This is a genomic window from Serratia sp. CoH_122_TC_1, from assembly GCF_058191755.1.
The window spans coordinates 50,287-67,478 of the sequence record NZ_JBXWLA010000010.1 but is presented as its reverse complement, the minus strand read 5'-3'; the positions used below and the strand labels follow the sequence as shown (position 1 = coordinate 67,478).

General features: G+C 54.4%; 17 protein-coding genes and 1 tRNA gene. 4 read left to right on the top strand and 14 right to left on the bottom strand.

Annotation, left to right across the window (positions count from 1 at the left end):
- Positions 1-107 precede the first annotated feature (107 nt).
- The gene (locus AC2FC2_RS14410; RefSeq protein ID WP_209639649.1) at positions 108-1,277 is read left to right on the top strand and encodes an MFS transporter; all 1,170 of its coding nucleotides are present in this window, start codon (positions 108-110) and stop codon (positions 1,275-1,277) included.
- 219 nt (positions 1,278-1,496) lie between these two features.
- Here the strand turns inward: AC2FC2_RS14410 and AC2FC2_RS14405 are convergent.
- The 6 genes from AC2FC2_RS14405 to xerD all read right to left on the bottom strand — a co-directional run bounded on the left by AC2FC2_RS14405 (position 1,497) and on the right by xerD (position 7,978).
- Positions 1,497-1,570 (bottom strand) — tRNA-Gly (locus AC2FC2_RS14405).
- A 231-nt stretch (positions 1,571-1,801) separates the two neighbouring features.
- Positions 1,802-3,319: a lysine--tRNA ligase gene (gene lysS / locus AC2FC2_RS14400; protein ID WP_209639646.1), complete on the bottom strand. Its 1,518-nt coding sequence runs from the start codon at positions 3,317-3,319 to the stop codon at positions 1,802-1,804.
- Between the two features lie 9 nt (positions 3,320-3,328).
- Positions 3,329-4,427 (bottom strand): peptide chain release factor 2 gene (gene prfB / locus AC2FC2_RS14395; RefSeq protein WP_115185178.1). Its coding sequence is split into 2 segments (ribosomal slippage): positions 3,329-4,351 and positions 4,353-4,427, totalling 1,098 coding nucleotides; the frame shifts between segments, so codons are not numbered across the junction.
- A 167-nt stretch (positions 4,428-4,594) separates the two neighbouring features.
- The gene (gene recJ / locus AC2FC2_RS14390; RefSeq protein ID WP_209639644.1) at positions 4,595-6,328 is read right to left on the bottom strand and encodes a single-stranded-DNA-specific exonuclease RecJ; all 1,734 of its coding nucleotides are present in this window, start codon (positions 6,326-6,328) and stop codon (positions 4,595-4,597) included.
- 6 nt (positions 6,329-6,334) lie between these two features.
- The gene (gene dsbC / locus AC2FC2_RS14385; RefSeq protein WP_209639641.1) at positions 6,335-7,051 is read right to left on the bottom strand and encodes a bifunctional protein-disulfide isomerase/oxidoreductase DsbC; all 717 of its coding nucleotides are present in this window, start codon (positions 7,049-7,051) and stop codon (positions 6,335-6,337) included.
- Between the two features lie 27 nt (positions 7,052-7,078).
- Positions 7,079-7,978 carry a site-specific tyrosine recombinase XerD gene (xerD, locus tag AC2FC2_RS14380; protein ID WP_490659435.1) on the bottom strand — a complete coding sequence of 300 codons (900 nt, stop codon included), beginning with the start codon at positions 7,976-7,978 and terminating at the stop codon, positions 7,079-7,081.
- A 106-nt stretch (positions 7,979-8,084) separates the two neighbouring features.
- On the opposite strand from xerD, the gene fldB reads away from it, so the two are divergent.
- Positions 8,085-8,603: a flavodoxin FldB gene (fldB, locus tag AC2FC2_RS14375; RefSeq protein WP_265557021.1), complete on the top strand. Its 519-nt coding sequence runs from the start codon at positions 8,085-8,087 to the stop codon at positions 8,601-8,603.
- A 35-nt stretch (positions 8,604-8,638) separates the two neighbouring features.
- Here the strand turns inward: fldB and creD are convergent, their stop codons facing one another.
- The 5 genes from creD to sdhE form a co-directional block, all read right to left on the bottom strand.
- Positions 8,639-10,003 (bottom strand): cell envelope integrity protein CreD, encoded by a 1,365-nt coding sequence (creD, locus tag AC2FC2_RS14370; RefSeq protein ID WP_209639634.1) that lies wholly within the window; start codon positions 10,001-10,003, stop codon positions 8,639-8,641.
- A gap of 84 nt (positions 10,004-10,087) precedes the next feature.
- Positions 10,088-11,506, bottom strand: a complete 1,419-nt coding sequence (gene creC, locus AC2FC2_RS14365; RefSeq protein ID WP_490659434.1) for a two-component system sensor histidine kinase CreC — start codon at positions 11,504-11,506, stop codon at positions 10,088-10,090.
- Positions 11,503-12,198 (bottom strand): two-component system response regulator CreB, encoded by a 696-nt coding sequence (gene creB, locus AC2FC2_RS14360; RefSeq protein ID WP_265557023.1) that lies wholly within the window; start codon positions 12,196-12,198, stop codon positions 11,503-11,505. The genes creC and creB overlap by 4 nt, the downstream gene beginning before the upstream one ends.
- Positions 12,198-12,620, bottom strand: coding sequence for a protein YgfX (locus AC2FC2_RS14355; protein ID WP_265557024.1), 423 nt, complete (start codon positions 12,618-12,620; stop codon positions 12,198-12,200). Before AC2FC2_RS14355 ends, creB begins: the two co-directional genes overlap by 1 nt.
- The gene (sdhE, locus tag AC2FC2_RS14350) at positions 12,601-12,867 is read right to left on the bottom strand and encodes an FAD assembly factor SdhE (protein ID WP_209639622.1); all 267 of its coding nucleotides are present in this window, start codon (positions 12,865-12,867) and stop codon (positions 12,601-12,603) included. The genes AC2FC2_RS14355 and sdhE overlap by 20 nt, the downstream gene beginning before the upstream one ends.
- 322 nt (positions 12,868-13,189) lie before the next feature.
- Here sdhE and ygfZ point away from each other — a divergent pair, with 322 nt between their 5' ends.
- Positions 13,190-14,182: a tRNA-modifying protein YgfZ gene (gene ygfZ, locus AC2FC2_RS14345; RefSeq protein WP_265557025.1), complete on the top strand. Its 993-nt coding sequence runs from the start codon at positions 13,190-13,192 to the stop codon at positions 14,180-14,182.
- 37 nt (positions 14,183-14,219) lie between these two features.
- Here the strand turns inward: ygfZ and AC2FC2_RS14340 are convergent, their stop codons facing one another.
- Positions 14,220-14,717 (bottom strand): DUF2165 family protein, encoded by a 498-nt coding sequence (locus AC2FC2_RS14340; protein WP_209639616.1) that lies wholly within the window; start codon positions 14,715-14,717, stop codon positions 14,220-14,222.
- A gap of 163 nt (positions 14,718-14,880) precedes the next feature.
- Positions 14,881-15,555, bottom strand: coding sequence for a PAQR family membrane homeostasis protein TrhA (gene trhA / locus AC2FC2_RS14335; RefSeq protein WP_265557026.1), 675 nt, complete (start codon positions 15,553-15,555; stop codon positions 14,881-14,883).
- A gap of 183 nt (positions 15,556-15,738) precedes the next feature.
- Here trhA and AC2FC2_RS14330 point away from each other — a divergent pair, with 183 nt between their 5' ends.
- Positions 15,739-16,347, top strand: coding sequence for an HD domain-containing protein (locus AC2FC2_RS14330; protein ID WP_209639610.1), 609 nt, complete (start codon positions 15,739-15,741; stop codon positions 16,345-16,347).
- 93 nt (positions 16,348-16,440) lie between these two features.
- Here the strand turns inward: AC2FC2_RS14330 and AC2FC2_RS14325 are convergent, their stop codons facing one another.
- A complete protein-coding gene (locus AC2FC2_RS14325; protein ID WP_209639607.1) occupies positions 16,441-17,187 on the bottom strand; it encodes an SDR family oxidoreductase in 747 nt (248 codons plus the stop codon).
- Between the last annotated feature and the right edge of the window lie 5 nt (positions 17,188-17,192).

Genomic DNA, 17,192 nt, shown 5'->3' with positions numbered 1-17,192 from the left:
GATACATAAGGTATGTGCGACATTCTGTGCAAATACTTTTTGAGCATGTGTTTGTGTTGATTAGGCGTTTTTATCACTTTATGATCTGAAATCTGCAGGAAGTCAGTATGTTCAAATACCTCGCATGTTGCTTTATGTTAGTGCTAATTTACCCCCTGGGCGTGGACTTATACCTTGTTGGCTTACCCGACATTGCCAAAGACTTAAATGCCTCTGCCGTTGACCTTCATACTGCTTTTTCTATTTATTTGGCCGGCATGGCATCGACCATGATTATCGCAGGACTGGTATCCGACCGATTCGGCCGGAAACCCATCGCATTATTGGGTGCGTTGATTTTTGTCTGCGCGTCATACGGAGCCGCGTTGACGGTTTCTGCCGAACAATTTCTTTTTGCACGATTTTGGCAAGGCGTGGGTGCCGGCTTCTGCTATGTTGTCACCTTTGCCATTCTTAGAGATACCCTGGACGATGATAAACGCTCAAAAGTGTTGTCAGTAATTAATGGTATTACTTGCATCGTTCCTGTTATTGCACCGGTTCTGGGGTATTTACTGTTAATGAGCTTTGAATGGCCAAGCCTCTTCACCGGTATGGCCATCTTCGCTGGGATTTCATGTTTAGTCTGTATATTCTGGTTAGATGAAACCTACCATAATAATAAAGAGACGCAGCCGAACAGTAAAATAATCAGTGGCGAAAGTTTATTATCAACATTATTCATCAGCCGACTATTTATTACCTGTTTGTCTATCACTGCAATTTTGACCTATGTAAACACCTCGCCAATCATATTAATGGGGCAGATGGGGTTGTCTACAGGGCAGTATTCAATATCAATGACAGGGCTGGCTGGCTTTAGCATGGCCACTTCATTTTTAACGCCCTATCTCCTGTCAAAATTTGGGCAAAAAACGCTCCTGCTATTATCACAAGCGCTATTTTTAACCTGTGCTGTTATCTTTGCACTCACACAAGCCCTGGGCCTGAATGCTTATTTAAACCTCGTCGGGTTCGCCATGATCGGTGTCGGTTTTGCTATGGGCTTCGGGATATTGATGAGCCAAGCCTTGAATCCGTTTAAGCAAAATGCCGGTTTGGCAAGTTCCGTGCTGGCCATTTGCCAGATCGCGTTCTCGGCAGGTTATATCTGGATAATGGGGATGCTGGGCGTGAGCGCAGTGAATATGCTGATTTTCCTGTTACTGTTTTCCAGCATCGCTAACACCATCGTGCTGGTCTCTGTACCCAACCAGCGGGAATGTCTCCAGGAGTAAACGCTCCCGCCCTGCCAGGCATATCCCACTGTCGAGTCCCCTAAAACGCCTTCATAGCAATATGAAGGCGTAATAATACCAAACAGCGCTACCACAGAAGCTCTTCCCCGCAATACGGTTGTGGGCATACACACGTTCAAATACGTCATGACTTTTGGGTTGTTAGCGAAAGAGACTTAAGGAACAGATTGGATTGGATTGGATTGGATTGGATTGGATTGGAGCGGGTGAAGGGAATCGAACCCTCGTATGCAGCTTGGGAAGCTGCCGTTCTACCATTGAACTACACCCGCATCGGTGTGTGGCTGCCATTATAACCGGTTATCCCCGCTGGGCAAGCGGAGATAGCATGTAACTGCTGATGTTTTAGGCAGTTAGCGCAGCTTTCCTCTCTCCTCCCCCATCAGGCGAAAAAAAACCGGCACAGTGACCTGTACCGGCTGATATTAATACCCTTTGTCTTTCAATCCGCAGGGGTGTTGGCTATACCTTCCTGCGGTTTGAAATCTCTTAGGTATAAGGCCTTATTTCTGCGGGCGCATTGCCGGGAACAGGATCACATCACGAATGGTGTGGCTGTTGGTGAACAGCATGACCATACGGTCGATACCGATACCCAGACCTGCGGTCGGTGGCAGGCCGTGCTCCAGCGCAGTCACGTAGTCTTCGTCGTAGAACATCGCTTCGTCATCGCCAGCGTCTTTCGCATTAGCCTGGTCAGCAAAACGCTGCGCCTGGTCTTCCGCATCATTCAGCTCGGAGAAGCCGTTACCGATTTCGCGGCCACCGATGAAGAACTCGAAGCGGTCAGTGATTTCTGGGTTAACGTCATTACGGCGCGCCAGCGGTGAAACCTCTGCCGGATATTCCGTGATGAAGGTCGGCTGAATCAGATGGCTTTCCGCCACTTCTTCGAAGATCTCGGTCACTACACGGCCCAGGCCCCAGCTCTTCTCAACCTTGATACCGATGGATTCAGCAATCGCAACCGCTTTACCCATATCGGCCAGATCGGCCAGATCGGTCTCAGGACGATACTTTTTGATCGCCTCGGTCATGGTCAGCTTCGCAAACGGCTTGCCGAAGTCGAACACTTCATCACCGTACTGCACCTGAGTATTGCCCAGCACGTTCTGGGTCAGGGTGCGGAACAGTGACTCGGTCAGTTCAATCAGGTCTTTGTAATCCGCGTAAGCCATATAGAGTTCCATCATGGTGAACTCTGGGTTATGACGCGGAGACACGCCTTCGTTACGGAAGTTACGGTTGATTTCGAATACGCGCTCGAAGCCACCAACAACCAGACGCTTCAGGTACAGCTCTGGTGCAATACGCAGGTACATATCAATGTCCAGCGCATTGTGGTGAGTAACGAATGGACGCGCAGAAGCCCCACCCGGGATCACCTGCATCATAGGCGTTTCGACTTCCATGAAGCCGCGTTCTACCATGAAGTTACGCATTGCCGCCATGATCTGAGAACGCACCTTGAACGTCTTGCGCGACTCTTCATTAGCGATCAAATCCAGGTAACGCTGGCGATAGCGGGTTTCCTGATCCGCCAGACCGTGGAACTTGTCCGGCAACGGGCGCAGGGCTTTGGTCAGCAGACGCAGTTCGGTACAGTGGATAGACAATTCGCCGGTCTTGGTTTTGAACAGCTTGCCGCGCGCACCCAGGATGTCACCCAGATCCCACTTCTTGAATTCTTCGTTATAAACGCCTTCCGCCAGATCGTCGCGCGCGACGTACAGCTGGATACGGCCACCAACGTCCTGCAGCGTAACGAATGACGCTTTACCCATGATACGGCGGGTCATCATACGGCCGGCAACGGTGACTTCTACACCCAGCGCTTCCAGCTCTTCATTGTCTTTATCGCCGTATGCAGCGTGCAGCTTGTCGGACGTGGTGTCACGACGGAAATCATTCGGGAACGCAATGCCGTTCTCGCGCAGCGCGGCCAATTTCTCACGGCGTGACTGCAACTCGTTATTGAGATCCAGCGCCTGATCGGCGCCTTGTGGTTGTTGCTCAGACATTTCTGTTCCTTATAACCCGGCTTTCAAACTTGCCTCAATGAATTTATCCAGGTCGCCATCTAATACGGCCTGCGTGTTGCGCGTTTCAACGTTAGTGCGCAAATCCTTGATACGGGAGTCATCCAACACGTAAGAACGGATTTGGCTACCCCAACCGATATCGGACTTGTTGTCTTCCATCATCTGTTTATCAGCATTTTTCTTTTGCATCTCAAACTCGTACAGCTTGGCTCGCAGCTGTTTAAACGCTTGATCCTTGTTCTTATGCTGAGAACGGTCGTTCTGACACTGCACTACGATGTTGGTCGGTAAGTGGGTAATACGCACCGCCGACTCAGTTTTGTTCACGTGCTGACCACCCGCACCCGAGGCGCGGTAAACGTCGATACGCAGGTCCGCCGGGTTGATGTCGATATCAATATCATCGTCCACTTCCGGGTAGATAAACACCGAACTGAACGAAGTATGACGACGGCCGCCGGAATCGAACGGGCTCTTGCGCACCAGGCGATGTACGCCGGTTTCAGTACGCAACCAGCCGAACGCGTAGTCGCCGATGATCTTGATGGTGGCGGATTTCAGCCCTGCCACGTCGCCGTCGGACTCTTCAATCACTTCGGTCTTGAAGCCTTTGGCTTCAGCCCAGCGCAGGTACATGCGCAGCAACATGCTGGCCCAGTCCTGAGCCTCTGTACCGCCGGAGCCAGCCTGAATATCCAAGTAGCAATCAGCACTGTCGTATTCACCAGAGAACATACGACGAAATTCTAATTGCTCGAGCTTGGCAGACAGTTGATCAAGCTCAACGACCGCTTCGTTAAAGGTTTCTTCATCGTCGGCTTCGATCGCCAATTCCAACAGACCAGTGACGTCTTCGCCGCCCTGTACCAGTTGATCGATGGTTTCAACAATGGCTTCGAGCGCAGCGCGCTCTTTACCCAGCGCCTGTGCGCGCTCAGGTTCGTTCCAAACGTCAGGCTGTTCCAGCTCGGCGTTGACTTCTTCTAGGCGTTCTTTCTTGGCATCATAGTCAAAGATACCCCCTAAGAACGGCAGTCCGCGCGGACAGGTCCTGAATTCGGTTTTTTACCGGGTTAATTTCAAACATGTTTTTAGCGTTCTTTTTCGTTGATGGCGTCGATGGCGAAATGCCATTAGAACCGGTAATTCTAGCGGATCCAGCCGTCAGTTTATAGCGAGTTGGCTAGTTTTTGTGGGGGGAAGAAAACATGCCGGGGTTTGGCAGAGCAAACCCCGGATTAAGGCCGCCGTAAATTAACGTGGCCAGAGGTGTTGGATCAGTAACTGCACGTTGCGGTTACCGCGGAACTCGTTAACGTCCAGTTTGTATGCCAGTTCCACTTCGCGCACGCTGCTGTCCGGCCACAGGGTGGTATCTACATTGAAAGCGATACCGTCGAGCAGCGGGCCGCCGCCGATCGGTTCAACCATCAGCTTCAAGTGTTTCTCACCCACTAACCGCTGCTGCAAAATGCGGAATGTCCCGTCAAACGTCGGCTCAGGGAATGCTTGCCCCCAAGGCCCGCCTTCACGTAGCAGTTCAGCCGTTTCCAGTGAGAGTTCCTGCATCGCCAATTCGCCGTCAGACCAGATCACACCTTCCAGCATTGCCGGATCTAGCCATTCGCCGACCAGCTCACCAAAGCGCTGGCGAAACTCGTCGAACTTGGCCTCTTCAAGCGACAGGCCAGCGGCCATCGCATGGCCACCGAACTTCATCATCAGCCCAGGATTCAGCGTATCCAACCGTTCCAGTGCATCCCGCATGTGCAAACCGGCTATCGAACGCCCAGAACCTTTCAGTATGCCATCACCCGCTGGCGCAAACGCGATCACCGGGCGGTGAAAACGTTCTTTAATACGCGATGCCAGAATGCCCACCACGCCCTGATGCCACTCAGGGTGATACATCGCCAGCCCATACGGCAACGTGGTGCTGCTGCGTTCAAGCTCGTCACACAGTTGCAGAGCTTCAACCTGCATGCCCTGTTCAATCTCACGTCGTGTCAGGTTGAGTGCATCGAGGTCATTGGCCAACATACGAGCCTGCGCGATGTCGTCACTCAGCAACAACGCCACACCGATCGACATATCGTCCAGACGCCCGGCAGCATTGAGGCGCGGCCCCAACGCAAAACCGAGATCGCTCGCCGCCAATTGACGCGCGTCGCGGTTAGCCACTTCCAACAGTGCCCGGATACCTGGCCGGCACTTGCCGGCACGAATACGGTTCAGGCCCTGATACACCAAAATGCGGTTGTTGGCGTCGAGCGGCACCACATCGGCAACCGTGCCGAGCGCCACCAGGTCCAGCAGCTCTGCCAGATTCGGCATCGCCAGTGCACGTTGTTCAAACCAACCGCTGTCACGCAGCCGTGCACGCAGTGCCAGCATCAAATAAAAAGCCACCCCCACCCCCGCCAAAGACTTGGACGGGAACGCGCAGCCGCGCAGGTTTGGGTTGACGATCGCTTCCGCCGCCGGCAGGGTTTCCCCCGGCAGGTGGTGATCGGTCACCAGCACCTGCATGCCCTTGGCGTGTGCCACTTCGACGCCCGCATGGGAAGAAATGCCGTTATCCACGGTCAAGATCAATTCCGCACCACGTGCATCTGCCTGTTCCACGACTTCGGGACTCAGGCCGTAGCCGTCTTCGAAGCGGTTCGGTACCAGGTAATCGACCGCACTGCCCCCCATGCTGCGTAGCGCCAGCACTGTCAGCGCGGTACTGGTGGCACCATCGGCATCGAAATCGCCCACCACCATAATGCGACGATGATCGGCCAGCGCCTGTTGCAGAATGCCAACAGCGGCGTCAATGCCGTCCAACTGCTGCCAGGGCAGCATACCTTTGACGCTGCGTTCCAACTCCTGCTCAGCCTGAACGCCGCGCAACGCGTATAAACGGCGCAGCAGCGGATGCAGGCTGGCAGGCAAATGGCTCTCGTCCGTCACCGCACGGCGGCGTAGTTGTGTTTTGATGCTCACCGGCGATTAACCACCGGTTTTGGTTGCGGTCTGGTGCGCGTCCAGCATAGCGGCCATCTCTTTCGGCCCCTGATAGCCAGGGATCATCATGCCGTTTTCCAGGATGATGGCCGGGGTACCCTGAATACCGAACTGCACGCCAAGCGCATAGTGTTTGCTGATGTCGGTTTTACAGGTGGCTGGTGAAACTGCGTCGCCTTTCATTGCCAGGTCAAAAGCCTTGGCTTTGTCGGCGGTACACCAGATTGATTGCATGTCTTTCTCGGCCTGGGAATTCAGCCCCTGACGCGGGAAGGCCAAATAACGCACGGTAATGCCCAGATCGTTATACTCTTTCATCTGTTGATGCAGCTTGTGGCAATAGCCGCAAGTGATGTCGGTAAACACCGTGATCACGTGTTTTTGCTTCGGCGCTTTGTAAACGATCATTTGATCTTTCAACGCTTCCAGCTTGGTGGTCAACAGCTGGTTAGTGACGTTCACGGGCTCTTTGCCACTCACGTCGTACAATGGGCCTTGCAGAATGTGTTTGCCGTCTTCAGTCACGTACAGAACGCCGCTATCGGTCAGCACGGTTTTCAACCCATTAACCGGTGAAGGCTGTACGTCTGCCTGCTGAATACCCAGGCTGCCGAGTGCTTTTTGGATTGCCGCATCGTCGGCATGGGCCGCGCCAGTCACAGACGCCACCAGCAGGGAGAGCAGCATTAAACCTTTCTTCATTCTTCCAATCCTTTTGAACCCGGCGTGTCAGGCACGCGGGTGGTGCTGTTGATGTAGCTGTTTGAGTCTTTCTGTCGCTACATGCGTATAAATTTGTGTTGTTGAGAGGTCGCTATGCCCCAATAACATCTGTACGACACGGAGATCGGCACCATGGTTCAGCAAATGGGTGGCAAATGCATGACGTAACACGTGTGGCGACAGCCGCTCACTGTCAATGCCCGCTAGGATCGCATAGTGTTTGATGCGATGCCAGAACGTCTGTCGAGTCATTTGCTGACAACGGTTGCTCGGGAACAAAACATCCAGTGCCTGGCCGTTCACCATCCACGGACGCCCATGCTCCAGGTAATTTTCTATCCAGTACACCGCCTCTTCGCCCAGCGGTACCAGTCGTTCCTTGTTACCTTTACCGATCACGCGCACCACGCCTTGGCGCAGGCTGACGTCGCTGATGGTCAACCCAACTAATTCAGAAACACGAAGACCGGTGGCATACAGCACTTCCAGCATCGCTTTGTCACGCAGTTCCAGCGGTTGGTCCACGCAAGGCGCCAGCAGTAACGCATCGACCTGCGCTTCGCTCAGATCTTTCGGCAACCGTTGCGGCAACTTCGGCGAGGCAAGCAGCGCTGTGGGATCGTCGGTGCGCATGTTTTCGCGGTACAGGTATTGGAACAGGCGACGCATGGCGCTCAACAAACGCGCAGAACTGGTGGCCTTGTAGCCCCCTTCGACCCGTTCGGCGAGAAAGGCCTGCAGATCCAACGCTTGCGCCTGTAACAGGGGAGTATTTTGTTGGTTCAGCCAGGCGACCAGCGCTTGCAGATCCAGCCGATAAGAGGCCAGCGTATTTTCTGCCAGATTGCGTTCGAGCCACAGCGCATCCAGGAATTGCTCAATCAATGCATGATCTTGCTGTTGCACGCGGTCCTCCCTTTGTTGCGTTTATGCCACAGGCATTATGCCTTAAACCGGTACAAATCGGGTATACTCGACGCAATTCTACCTACGGCAATATAACGGTTTACACATGAAGATTGGTCTGTTTTACGGCTCCAGCACCTGCTACACCGAGATGGCGGCAGAAAAAATCCGTGAGATTCTGGGTGAAGACCTGGTCGACCTGCATAACCTGAAAGACGTCTCCCCCACACTGATGGAAGCGTATTCCATCCTGATCCTCGGGATACCAACCTGGGACTTCGGTGAACTGCAGGAAGATTGGGAAGCGATCTGGCCACAGCTGACCACGCTGGATTTGCAGGGGAAAATTGTCGCCATGTATGGCATGGGCGATCAACTCGGTTATGGCGAATGGTTCCTCGATGCGCTCGGTATGCTACACGATCACATTGCCCCACTCGGCGTACAGTTTATCGGCTTCTGGCCGATTGACGGCTTCGAATTTACCAGCCCGAAACCGCTAAGCGCTGACGGCAAACACTTCGTCGGCCTAGCGCTGGATGATGTGAACCAATACGACATGAGTGACGAGCGTCTGCAACAATGGTGTGAACAAATCCTGTTGGAAATGGAACCGCTGCTGTAATGCCAATGGGCGCGGTAACCGCGCCCACGCCATCTTTACTTCCACAAGCGGAAACGGCTCTCCCCTTCATCAACCGGTGTTTCACCGCTCAACCGTGCCGGATCGGCCACCTGATACCAGTCTAATTTACGCGTCAGCAGCATAATTCCCGCCAAAATTGCGAACAACAATCCGGCCCCGAGTACCAATGCGTTATCTTCTGATTGCAGCAGCAGATACAACACGCCGTATAACATCAACAAACTGACGGCGAATAGCCCCCCGCGTAGCCTGCCGCGCAGCACCGCACTGAGGTAAAAGGCAATGAGCCCGCTGCAGGCAATGCTGGCCAACAGATAGGCTTTGCCGAAACCGAAATGCTCGGAAAAGGCCAACAAGATCAGATAGAAAAGCACTAATGCTGCCCCCACCAACAGATACTGGATTGGGTGTACTCGCAGACCGGTCAAGGTTTCGAATAAGAAGAACGCCATAAACGTCAGGCCGATAAACAACACCGCATATTTCACTGCGCGCTCGGTCAGTTGGTAGTGATCCACCGGTTCAATCAGGCTGGTGCTGAAGGTCGGCAATTTTTCTTCGCCGAGAATTTCGTCGTCGTAATGGAAAGCGCTGTTGATGTTGTTGGCAAACCAGGTGCTGCGCCAGCGAGCACTGAAGCCTTTTTCCGTCACTTTACGTTCATCCGGCAAAAAGTTGCCAAGGAAATTCGGATGCGGCCAATTACTCTGCAGTGTCAATTCACTGCTGCGTCCAAGCGGTACCAATGACAAACTGCTGGTACCCGCCAGCGTGAGGGTAAACTCAGCGTCCAGCCCCGTTTTCTGCAATTCGCTCAGCGTCAGCGGTGCGTGAACCCCTTGATGCAGCACACTGACCTGAGTACCCGGCTCAAAGGTTGTCTGCGTCTGTGCGCCGATAAGCGGTGAGATACTTTTGATACCGCGTGAATCGCTCAGTGATACCAGCAAGAACGGCTGGCCAAGAATCACATTACTGCGCTGCAAATCGGCCAGATCGGGCTGGCCAAACTTCACCTTAAAATTCAACGGCCCTTGATACACTTGCGTCTGGTAGATGCCCAACTTACGCACGTCGACATTCGGTTTGCCGCTGACCTGCAGCGTCTCCGGCAGGAGATAACGGTGGTGGCGGACCATTTGCACCACTTTCTGCCCCTTGTCATCCGTCTTCTCTTCGCGTTCGCTATAAGGAATGACAATCAGCGGCCCCAAGATGCGCTGTGCCCGGCTGGTGCTTTCGCTGACCTGCCCCACTACGCTCTGGCGGTAACCGCTGCGTTCCTCAATCACGTTCATTAACTGTGTCACCGGAATGATCATTAAGATCATCAATCCCAGCAGAGTGGTTATCTTCCAAAACAATACCGATTTCATCATCGCCGCGCGCTCCTTGTAGGTTATTACGCCACGATAGAGGCCTCTGGTGAATACAGGATGTGGTTATGTGAAGGGACGGTGAAGTCAGAGAGATAAGGTGAAAATAGCGGCCACGCCCTGCGGCTGGCGATTATGCAAGCGAATACCACCACGGTGTAACCGCGCAACTTCCTGTACGAAACTCAGCCCCAGGCCACTGCTTTTCGGCTTGTCGGCCCGGGCCAGTGAATAGAAACGTTCGAACACCTTGTCCAGCGCATAATCGGGAATGCCCGTGCCGTCGTCACTGATGGTGATGCAATAGTGGTTGTCCTGCCGTTTGCCGCACACGCTGATGGCACCGCCCGGTGGGGTGAAGTCCAAGGCATTGTCGAGCAAGTTGGTCAGCGCCTGGCTGATCAGCAGCCCATCACCGGTCAAGGTCATTTCCTCAACCTCCTCAATCTGGAGCAAAACGCTACGCTGCGATGCCTGCGCCTCTTTACCTGCCACGGCCTGACGTACCAGCACAGCCATCGCCAAAGGTGCCAATTCCAGACCGGGCCGGCTTTCCAGCCGCGCCTGCACCAGCAGTTTATCCACCAATTGTTGAATGCGTGCACTCTGCTGTTCGATATTGGTCAGAAAACGCTGAGCCGTGGCCGGCGGCGGCAGTTCCTGAAGCAGCTCGGCTGCACCGCGGATCGCCGCCAGTGGGCTTTTCAGCTCATGGGTCAGGGTATGCACGTACTGTTCGATGTAAGCCTTACCTTCCAGCTTCACGCGCATGCTTTCCAACGATTGTGCCAATTGCTTCAGCTCATGGCCGCCCATTTTCGGCAGCGGTATGCTTTCGCCCTGCGCCACGCCGTCAGCGTAGCGCACCAACCGACCAATCGAGCGGTTTATCCACCAAACAAAACCCAAACCGATCAGCAGTGCAATCCCCAATAACAGCGCACCAGCCCATAGAATGCGTCGCTCGCTGCGTTTGATTACCGGTGCCATGGTGCTGTTGGGTTTACCGACGCTGAGCACACCGATGATTTTTCCTTGCTCCAACACCGGTGCGGCGACGTACATGACTGAACTGTTTTCATCCTGTGGATTGCTGCGGGTGCTGCGCGCACCGTATTGGCCACGTAACGTCAAATAGACGTCATTCCAGCGTGAGTAATCCTGCCCGAGCGCCTGTCCGCTGGAATCAAAAATGACGTTGCCTTGAAGATCGGTGAGGTAGACGTGATATTCGCTGCGATCCTTGCGGATACCGGCAATATTGGCGCCGATGGGCCGTTGATTGAGTTGGGCAAACGCCTGCGCCAGTTGCCCGTGTGCCACGTCGTCACGCTGCATATCGAGACGGGCGATCTGCGCCAGCAGATTGGCTGTATCCACCAATGTGCCTTCGGTCGCCCGCCGCACACCGGGTTTCACTTCCTGCACAAAAATGCTCAACACGAAATAACCTGCGACAGCCACAATCAGGAAATATCCCAGCAGCAGGCGCAAACCTATTCTCATGGCTGACGGCTCACGCTATAGCCCAGGCCTCGATGGGTGTGGATCGGCGGTTCACCGGGATCGATCGCGCGCAACTTGGCACGCAACGTTTTGATATGCGTATCGACGGTACGATCCAGGCTTTCCTCGGCCTGAGACCAGACACTGTCCATTAACTGCTGACGTGAAAATACCCGTCCGGGCGCCAGCAACAGGGTTTTCAGCAACAAAAATTCGTAGCGGGTCAATGGCAGTGGCTGCTGATGGTAATAGATGGCCGCGGCCTGCTCATCCATCCCAAAAGGACCAAAGCTGTACAACGCAGGCTGTTGCAAACGTTGCTGTTTTTGCAGGCGACGTAAAATGGTGCGCACACGGGCACTGACTTCTCGTGGGGAAAAAGGCTTGGCAACGTAATCGTCGGCACCAATCTCTAACCCAATCAGGCGGTCAACTTCATCGCTGCGGGCTGTGAGAAACAAAATGGGTAAATCCGCCGACTGCGATAACAGCCGGCGGCACAGTTCAAAACCGTTGATATCTGGCAGGCCGACATCGAGGATAGCCAGCGCTGGCGCACCCTGCGCCAACGCCTGCAATGCCGGCTCGCCACGCTCGAACCAGCGCACCTGAAAGCCTTCGCTTTCCAGGGTATAAATCAGCGTGTCAGCAATGCTAGGCTCATCTTCCACCAGCCAGAGCGTCGGCTTCATCAGGGTTCCTCGCCATCACCGGTGGGCGGATACAGCAGCGCCTGACGCAAATGCCGCCAATCGGCTTTAGCCATAGAATCGGAAGCCAGCCACAACCGACGACGTTTTTTCCCTTGGGCCGGCTGCAACGTCAACAAAATGCCGTAACGCGGCATCCAGGGCTGTTTTACCAGTTGCCATTCCTGCCCGTGCCAGCCCACGCGTTGATTCGCCAGCAGGTGTAGTTCACCCTGCCGCGACGCAATGCGCTTCTGGCTACGAATACATTCAAACACCACCAGCGTCAGCAGGACCAGCCAGATTGGGCCGTAACCCTCCGGCCAGGGTGAAATCAGAATCAGTAGGATCAGTGCGCCGTGTGTCAGCAGCGAAAGTAACTGGGTGCGCCAGGAAATACGGACATCACATCGCCACTGGGCCACGGTCTTTATTTCGCGTCTGGATCAGTGTCACCATTCTCTGCAGTTCACTGTCCTGCGGAGCGCCATGATTCATCAGCCAATTGAAGAGATCGGGATCATCAGATTCAAGCAGACGGACAAACAGCGCTTTGTCTGTGTCATTGAGCCGATCATATTCGTACTCGAAGAACGGCATGATTGAGATGTCCAGCTCGCGCATACCACGGCGACACGCCCAGTGGATACGTGCTTTGTTATTAATATCCATGTTGTTATGACTAACCTCTTTTCAGCGTGGCAACGCCATCGCAGGGTTCAACTGACACACTGTATGGCAACACCGGCGCGATATAATTCCATCAGCCAAAGATCTGTCTGCAAGGGGTACCCTTGGCCGCAAGCCTATAGAGTAACAATTTGACATACTCGCCGGGAAGAAGGTTCTCTGCGTAAAACGCAATAAAGCGCTAAATGTCAAAAAAAGCGCTGCCGGGGAGGCAAGCGTGAATAACAGTTTGCAAAGGCCGCCGCCTCTTTTACCATGGGGCCAACACACCTTCAGGTAAGTTAACGTTAAGCAGGGTCTTACTATGGCGTATAAAATTCCATTTCCACCCCGTCAACCTTCCGCTTCTTCCCATCTGCCCCTGACCTTAATCTCGCTGGAAGATTGGGCATTGGTGACGTTGAACGGGCCGGACACAGTGAAATACCTTCAAGGCCAGGTGACTGCAGATATCGACGCGCTGCCAGCCGATCGGCACGTGTTATGCGGCCACTGTGATGCCAAAGGCAAAATGTGGAGCAACCTGCGTCTGTTCCACCGCGGTGAAGGCTTTGCCTATCTGGAACGCCGCAGCGTGCTGGACAGCCAATTGGCTGAAATCAAAAAATACGCGGTATTTTCCAAACTCACCATCGCCGCTGATAACGACGCAGTGTTGCTCGGCGTCGCCGGTTTTCAGGCCCGCGCAGCGCTGGCTGACGTGTTCAGCACCCTGCCGGATGCTGAGCATCAGGTCGTGCAAGACGGCGAAACCACCCTGCTGCATTTCGCGCTGCCGGCTGAACGCTTTTTATTGGTCACCACAACCGTCGTTGCCGAGAAATTGGTCGACAAGCTGCACGAGCAGGCAGAACTGAACGACAGCCAACAGTGGCTAACGCTGGATATTGAAGCCGGTTACCCGGTCATTGACAGCGCCAACAGCGCGCAGCTCATCCCACAGGCCACCAACCTACAGGCCCTGGAAGGCATTAGCTTCAGCAAAGGCTGCTATACCGGCCAGGAAATGGTCGCACGGGCCAAGTTCCGCGGGGCCAACAAGCGCGCACTGTACTGGCTGGAAGGCAAAGCCGGGCGAGTGCCGGAGGCCGCTGAGGACGTTGAATTGCAACTGGGTGAAAACTGGCGCCGTACCGGCACCGTACTGAGCGCAGCCAAGCTGGCCGACGGTACGCTGTGGGTACAGGTTGTCCTGAACAACGATCTGGACGCCGACAGCACTTTACGGGTGCGCGATGACGCAACCAGCCAGTTGGCCATCAAACCCTTGCCGTACTCACTGGTGGAAGATAAATAATACTCAGGCAGCAGGCTCACGCCTGCTGCCTGATGCTTTACTCGTCCAGTTCGCCGTCCCGCTGCACCAGATAGATCAGCACCAGAATGATGGTGACAAAGAAACGAAATGCGCTGGGCACCCCATTCCATTGCTGCGACATCCACATACCGAACCATTCCCCGCCTACCGACATAAATCCGACCTGCCAGGTCAGAAAACCGATCGTCAGGCCAGCAACCGCCATTTTTTTCTTTCTGTTAAAGGCCACAGCTGGCAGCTTCAGGCCGCACAGCAAGCGCAAACCACCCACCCAGCACAATAATGCCGTCAGGCTTTCTAGCGTAATGATGCCAATATAGCCAGCGTGATGCAGCCAAGGGGATTGAATGGCGCGGTAGGTGATGGTGGCGTCTGGGAAAATAGTGTCCATCATAAATACATGACGCACAAAGGCGAAGTTGGAACCGTAATCCGTGATATTGCCAAAAGCCACCAACGTGGCGAACAGGGCAATCGCACACACCAACAGCGCTTTGGATAAGCGAACGATCATCGTGATGAGTCCTGAAAAAGTTAACGAATACACCAAAGGTGTAATGGCGGGCTCAGGAATGAAAAAACATGGGCTTGTTGGATACCCGAAAGAAACAAGCGTTTCTTTTCTAACCTAAAAGAAACGCGGGATCAACATGGCATTAACGCAGGCCGGACAGCGATCAAACGTACAGATAAATCGCCATAAAATGGCACAGGCTGCCACCGAGTACGAAACCATGCCAGATAGCATGGCCAAAGCGGAAACGCTTAGAGGCATAGAAAATCACCCCCAGGGTATAAACTACACCGCCAACCGCCAATAACGTCACGCCGCCAATAGCCAGCCGGGTCGCCAACTGATAAATCACGATCAGCGACAGCCAGCCCATCGTCAGATAAGTCACCAACGACAAGGCTTCAAAGCGGTGGGCAAACGCCAGTTTGAACAGCACGCCCAACAGTGCCAATCCCCAAATTACGGCCATCAGCCCCTTGGCAAGCGGTGAGTCTAGCCCCACGAGCAGGAATGGCGTGTAGGTACCGGCAATCAAAAGGTAAATGGCGCAGTGGTCAAACTTCTTCAGCCAGTGCTTGGCCTTTTGATGGGGAATAGCATGGTAGAGCGTGGAAGCAAGAAACAGCAGAATCATGCTGCCGCCATAAAGACTGTAACTGGCGATGGCCGTCGCACCAGCGCCGCTATCAACCGCCTGAACCAACAGCAATACCAAGCCGACGATGCCGAAAACCAAACCGATGCCGTGGCTGATACTGTTAGCGATCTCTTCCGCCCACGGATAGGCCGCAACGGTAACGTCTTCGGTACCGGCTTTCACTACGCCCGTTTTTCCCATAAAGCACAACCCCTCAAAACACCCAACATTGTTCGAAATTACCGCAAGGCAGCTTAACTGAGAATAATTTCAGTGTACACGTGTACGCCAAAATAAAACTGTGTACGCGTGTAACCATCGAAATCCCTCTCCCACTGGTCTACAATCGTTCGGCTTCAACCCATCTACCTTGAGGTTTACACCATGTCATCCGCTGTACCCGCGTTAGATTTCGGCTCCATGACCCAGGTCATCCAGTTCCTGATGGAAATCGATAAGTTGAAAAGCGTGCAACGCCGCACCAAAGTGCTGGGCACCCAACGCCAGGAAAACTCCGCCGAACATAGCTGGCATTTTGCTATTGCTGCCCTGAGCCTGGCCCCTTATGCCGGCGAAGGCGTAGATATCCAGCGGGTGATTCAGATGGCGCTGCTGCATGACATCGTTGAGATCGACGCCGGTGACGTACTGGTCTACGATCTGGCGGCACGTGCAGCAATCCATGATGTAGAAGTGGCCGCGGCGCGCAGGCTTTTCGGCATGCTGCCGGACACTCAGCGCGAGTATTTCACCGCTTTATGGCAGGAATATGAAGATGGCGAAACTGCCGACGCGCGCTTTGCGCTGGTGCTGGATCGCACCATGCCGATGCTGATGAACCTGCACAATGGCGGCCAAAGCTGGGTCGAGAACGGCATCAGTCTGGAGCAAGTATTGGCGCGTAACACGACCATCGCTGATGTCCAACCGGAGTTGTGGAAATACCTGCTGCAACATCTGCAGGACGCCCAGCGCAAAGGCTGGCTGAAGTAACCCTGTTGCTGCCGTAGTTAGCCGGGTGGTTCCCTCACCCGGCACGCCAACTCGTCGCGGTTTATTAACGTCACTGCATCATACGACGGACCTTCAGCGGCCGCCGGACGCCTCGATAAAGCTGCCGGTGACGTAAGAAGCGGCATCGGATAGCAGCCAGATAACGGCTTCCGCGACCTCTTCCGGGGTACCGCCACGTTGCATCGGCAAGTTGCCCTTAACCCGATCAACACGCCCCGGTTCACCGCCGCTGGCGTGCATTTCAGTGTAAATACACCCCGGCCGCACAGCGTTGACACGAATGCCCTGGCCCGCCACCTCCAGCGCCAGTCCGGTGGTCAGTGTGTCTACCGCCCCCTTGGATGCGGCATAATCGATATACTCCCAGGGAGCCCCCAAACGGGCTGCGGCAGAAGAGACGTTGACGATGGCACCGCCCTGCCCACCATGACGGTGCGCCATGCGTTTCACCGCCTCACGACAGCAAAGGAAATAACCGGTGACGTTGGTGCTCAGCACCTTATTGATGCGCTCTGCCGTGAGTTGTTCAATGCTTGTCTGTTGAAACAAAATGCCGGCATTGTTGACCAGCGCAGCGATTGGGCCAAGGGTCGCATCCAGTTCGGTAAACATCGCCACCACCTGGCTTTCCTCGGCAATATCCGCCCGCAGCGCCAACGCCTGGCCGCCCTGGGATTCAATCTCTGTCACAACGTGTTGTGCGGCGACCTCATCTTTCAAATAGTTAACGCCCACCGCATAGCCCTTCTGGGCCAAAAGCAGCGCGGTGGCGCGGCCAATACCCCGGCTAGCGCCGGTGACCAGTGCAACTTTCGTCATGCTAT

Coding starts and splice junctions, on each gene's coding strand:
- AC2FC2_RS14410 (WP_209639649.1), top strand. CDS start 108: ATGTTCAAATACCTCGCATGTTGCTTTATGTTAGTGCTAATTTACCCC.
- lysS (WP_209639646.1), bottom strand. CDS start 3,319: ATGTCTGAGCAACAACCACAAGGCGCCGATCAGGCGCTGGATCTCAAT.
- dsbC (WP_209639641.1), bottom strand. CDS start 7,051: ATGAAGAAAGGTTTAATGCTGCTCTCCCTGCTGGTGGCGTCTGTGACT.
- fldB (WP_265557021.1), top strand. CDS start 8,085: ATGAAGATTGGTCTGTTTTACGGCTCCAGCACCTGCTACACCGAGATG.
- creD (WP_209639634.1), bottom strand. CDS start 10,003: ATGATGAAATCGGTATTGTTTTGGAAGATAACCACTCTGCTGGGATTG.
- creC (WP_490659434.1), bottom strand. CDS start 11,506: ATGAGAATAGGTTTGCGCCTGCTGCTGGGATATTTCCTGATTGTGGCT.
- creB (WP_265557023.1), bottom strand. CDS start 12,198: ATGAAGCCGACGCTCTGGCTGGTGGAAGATGAGCCTAGCATTGCTGAC.
- sdhE (WP_209639622.1), bottom strand. CDS start 12,867: ATGGATATTAATAACAAAGCACGTATCCACTGGGCGTGTCGCCGTGGT.
- ygfZ (WP_265557025.1), top strand. CDS start 13,190: ATGGCGTATAAAATTCCATTTCCACCCCGTCAACCTTCCGCTTCTTCC.
- AC2FC2_RS14340 (WP_209639616.1), bottom strand. CDS start 14,717: ATGATCGTTCGCTTATCCAAAGCGCTGTTGGTGTGTGCGATTGCCCTG.
- trhA (WP_265557026.1), bottom strand. CDS start 15,555: ATGGGAAAAACGGGCGTAGTGAAAGCCGGTACCGAAGACGTTACCGTT.
- AC2FC2_RS14330 (WP_209639610.1), top strand. CDS start 15,739: ATGTCATCCGCTGTACCCGCGTTAGATTTCGGCTCCATGACCCAGGTC.
- AC2FC2_RS14325 (WP_209639607.1), bottom strand. CDS start 17,187: ATGACGAAAGTTGCACTGGTCACCGGCGCTAGCCGGGGTATTGGCCGC.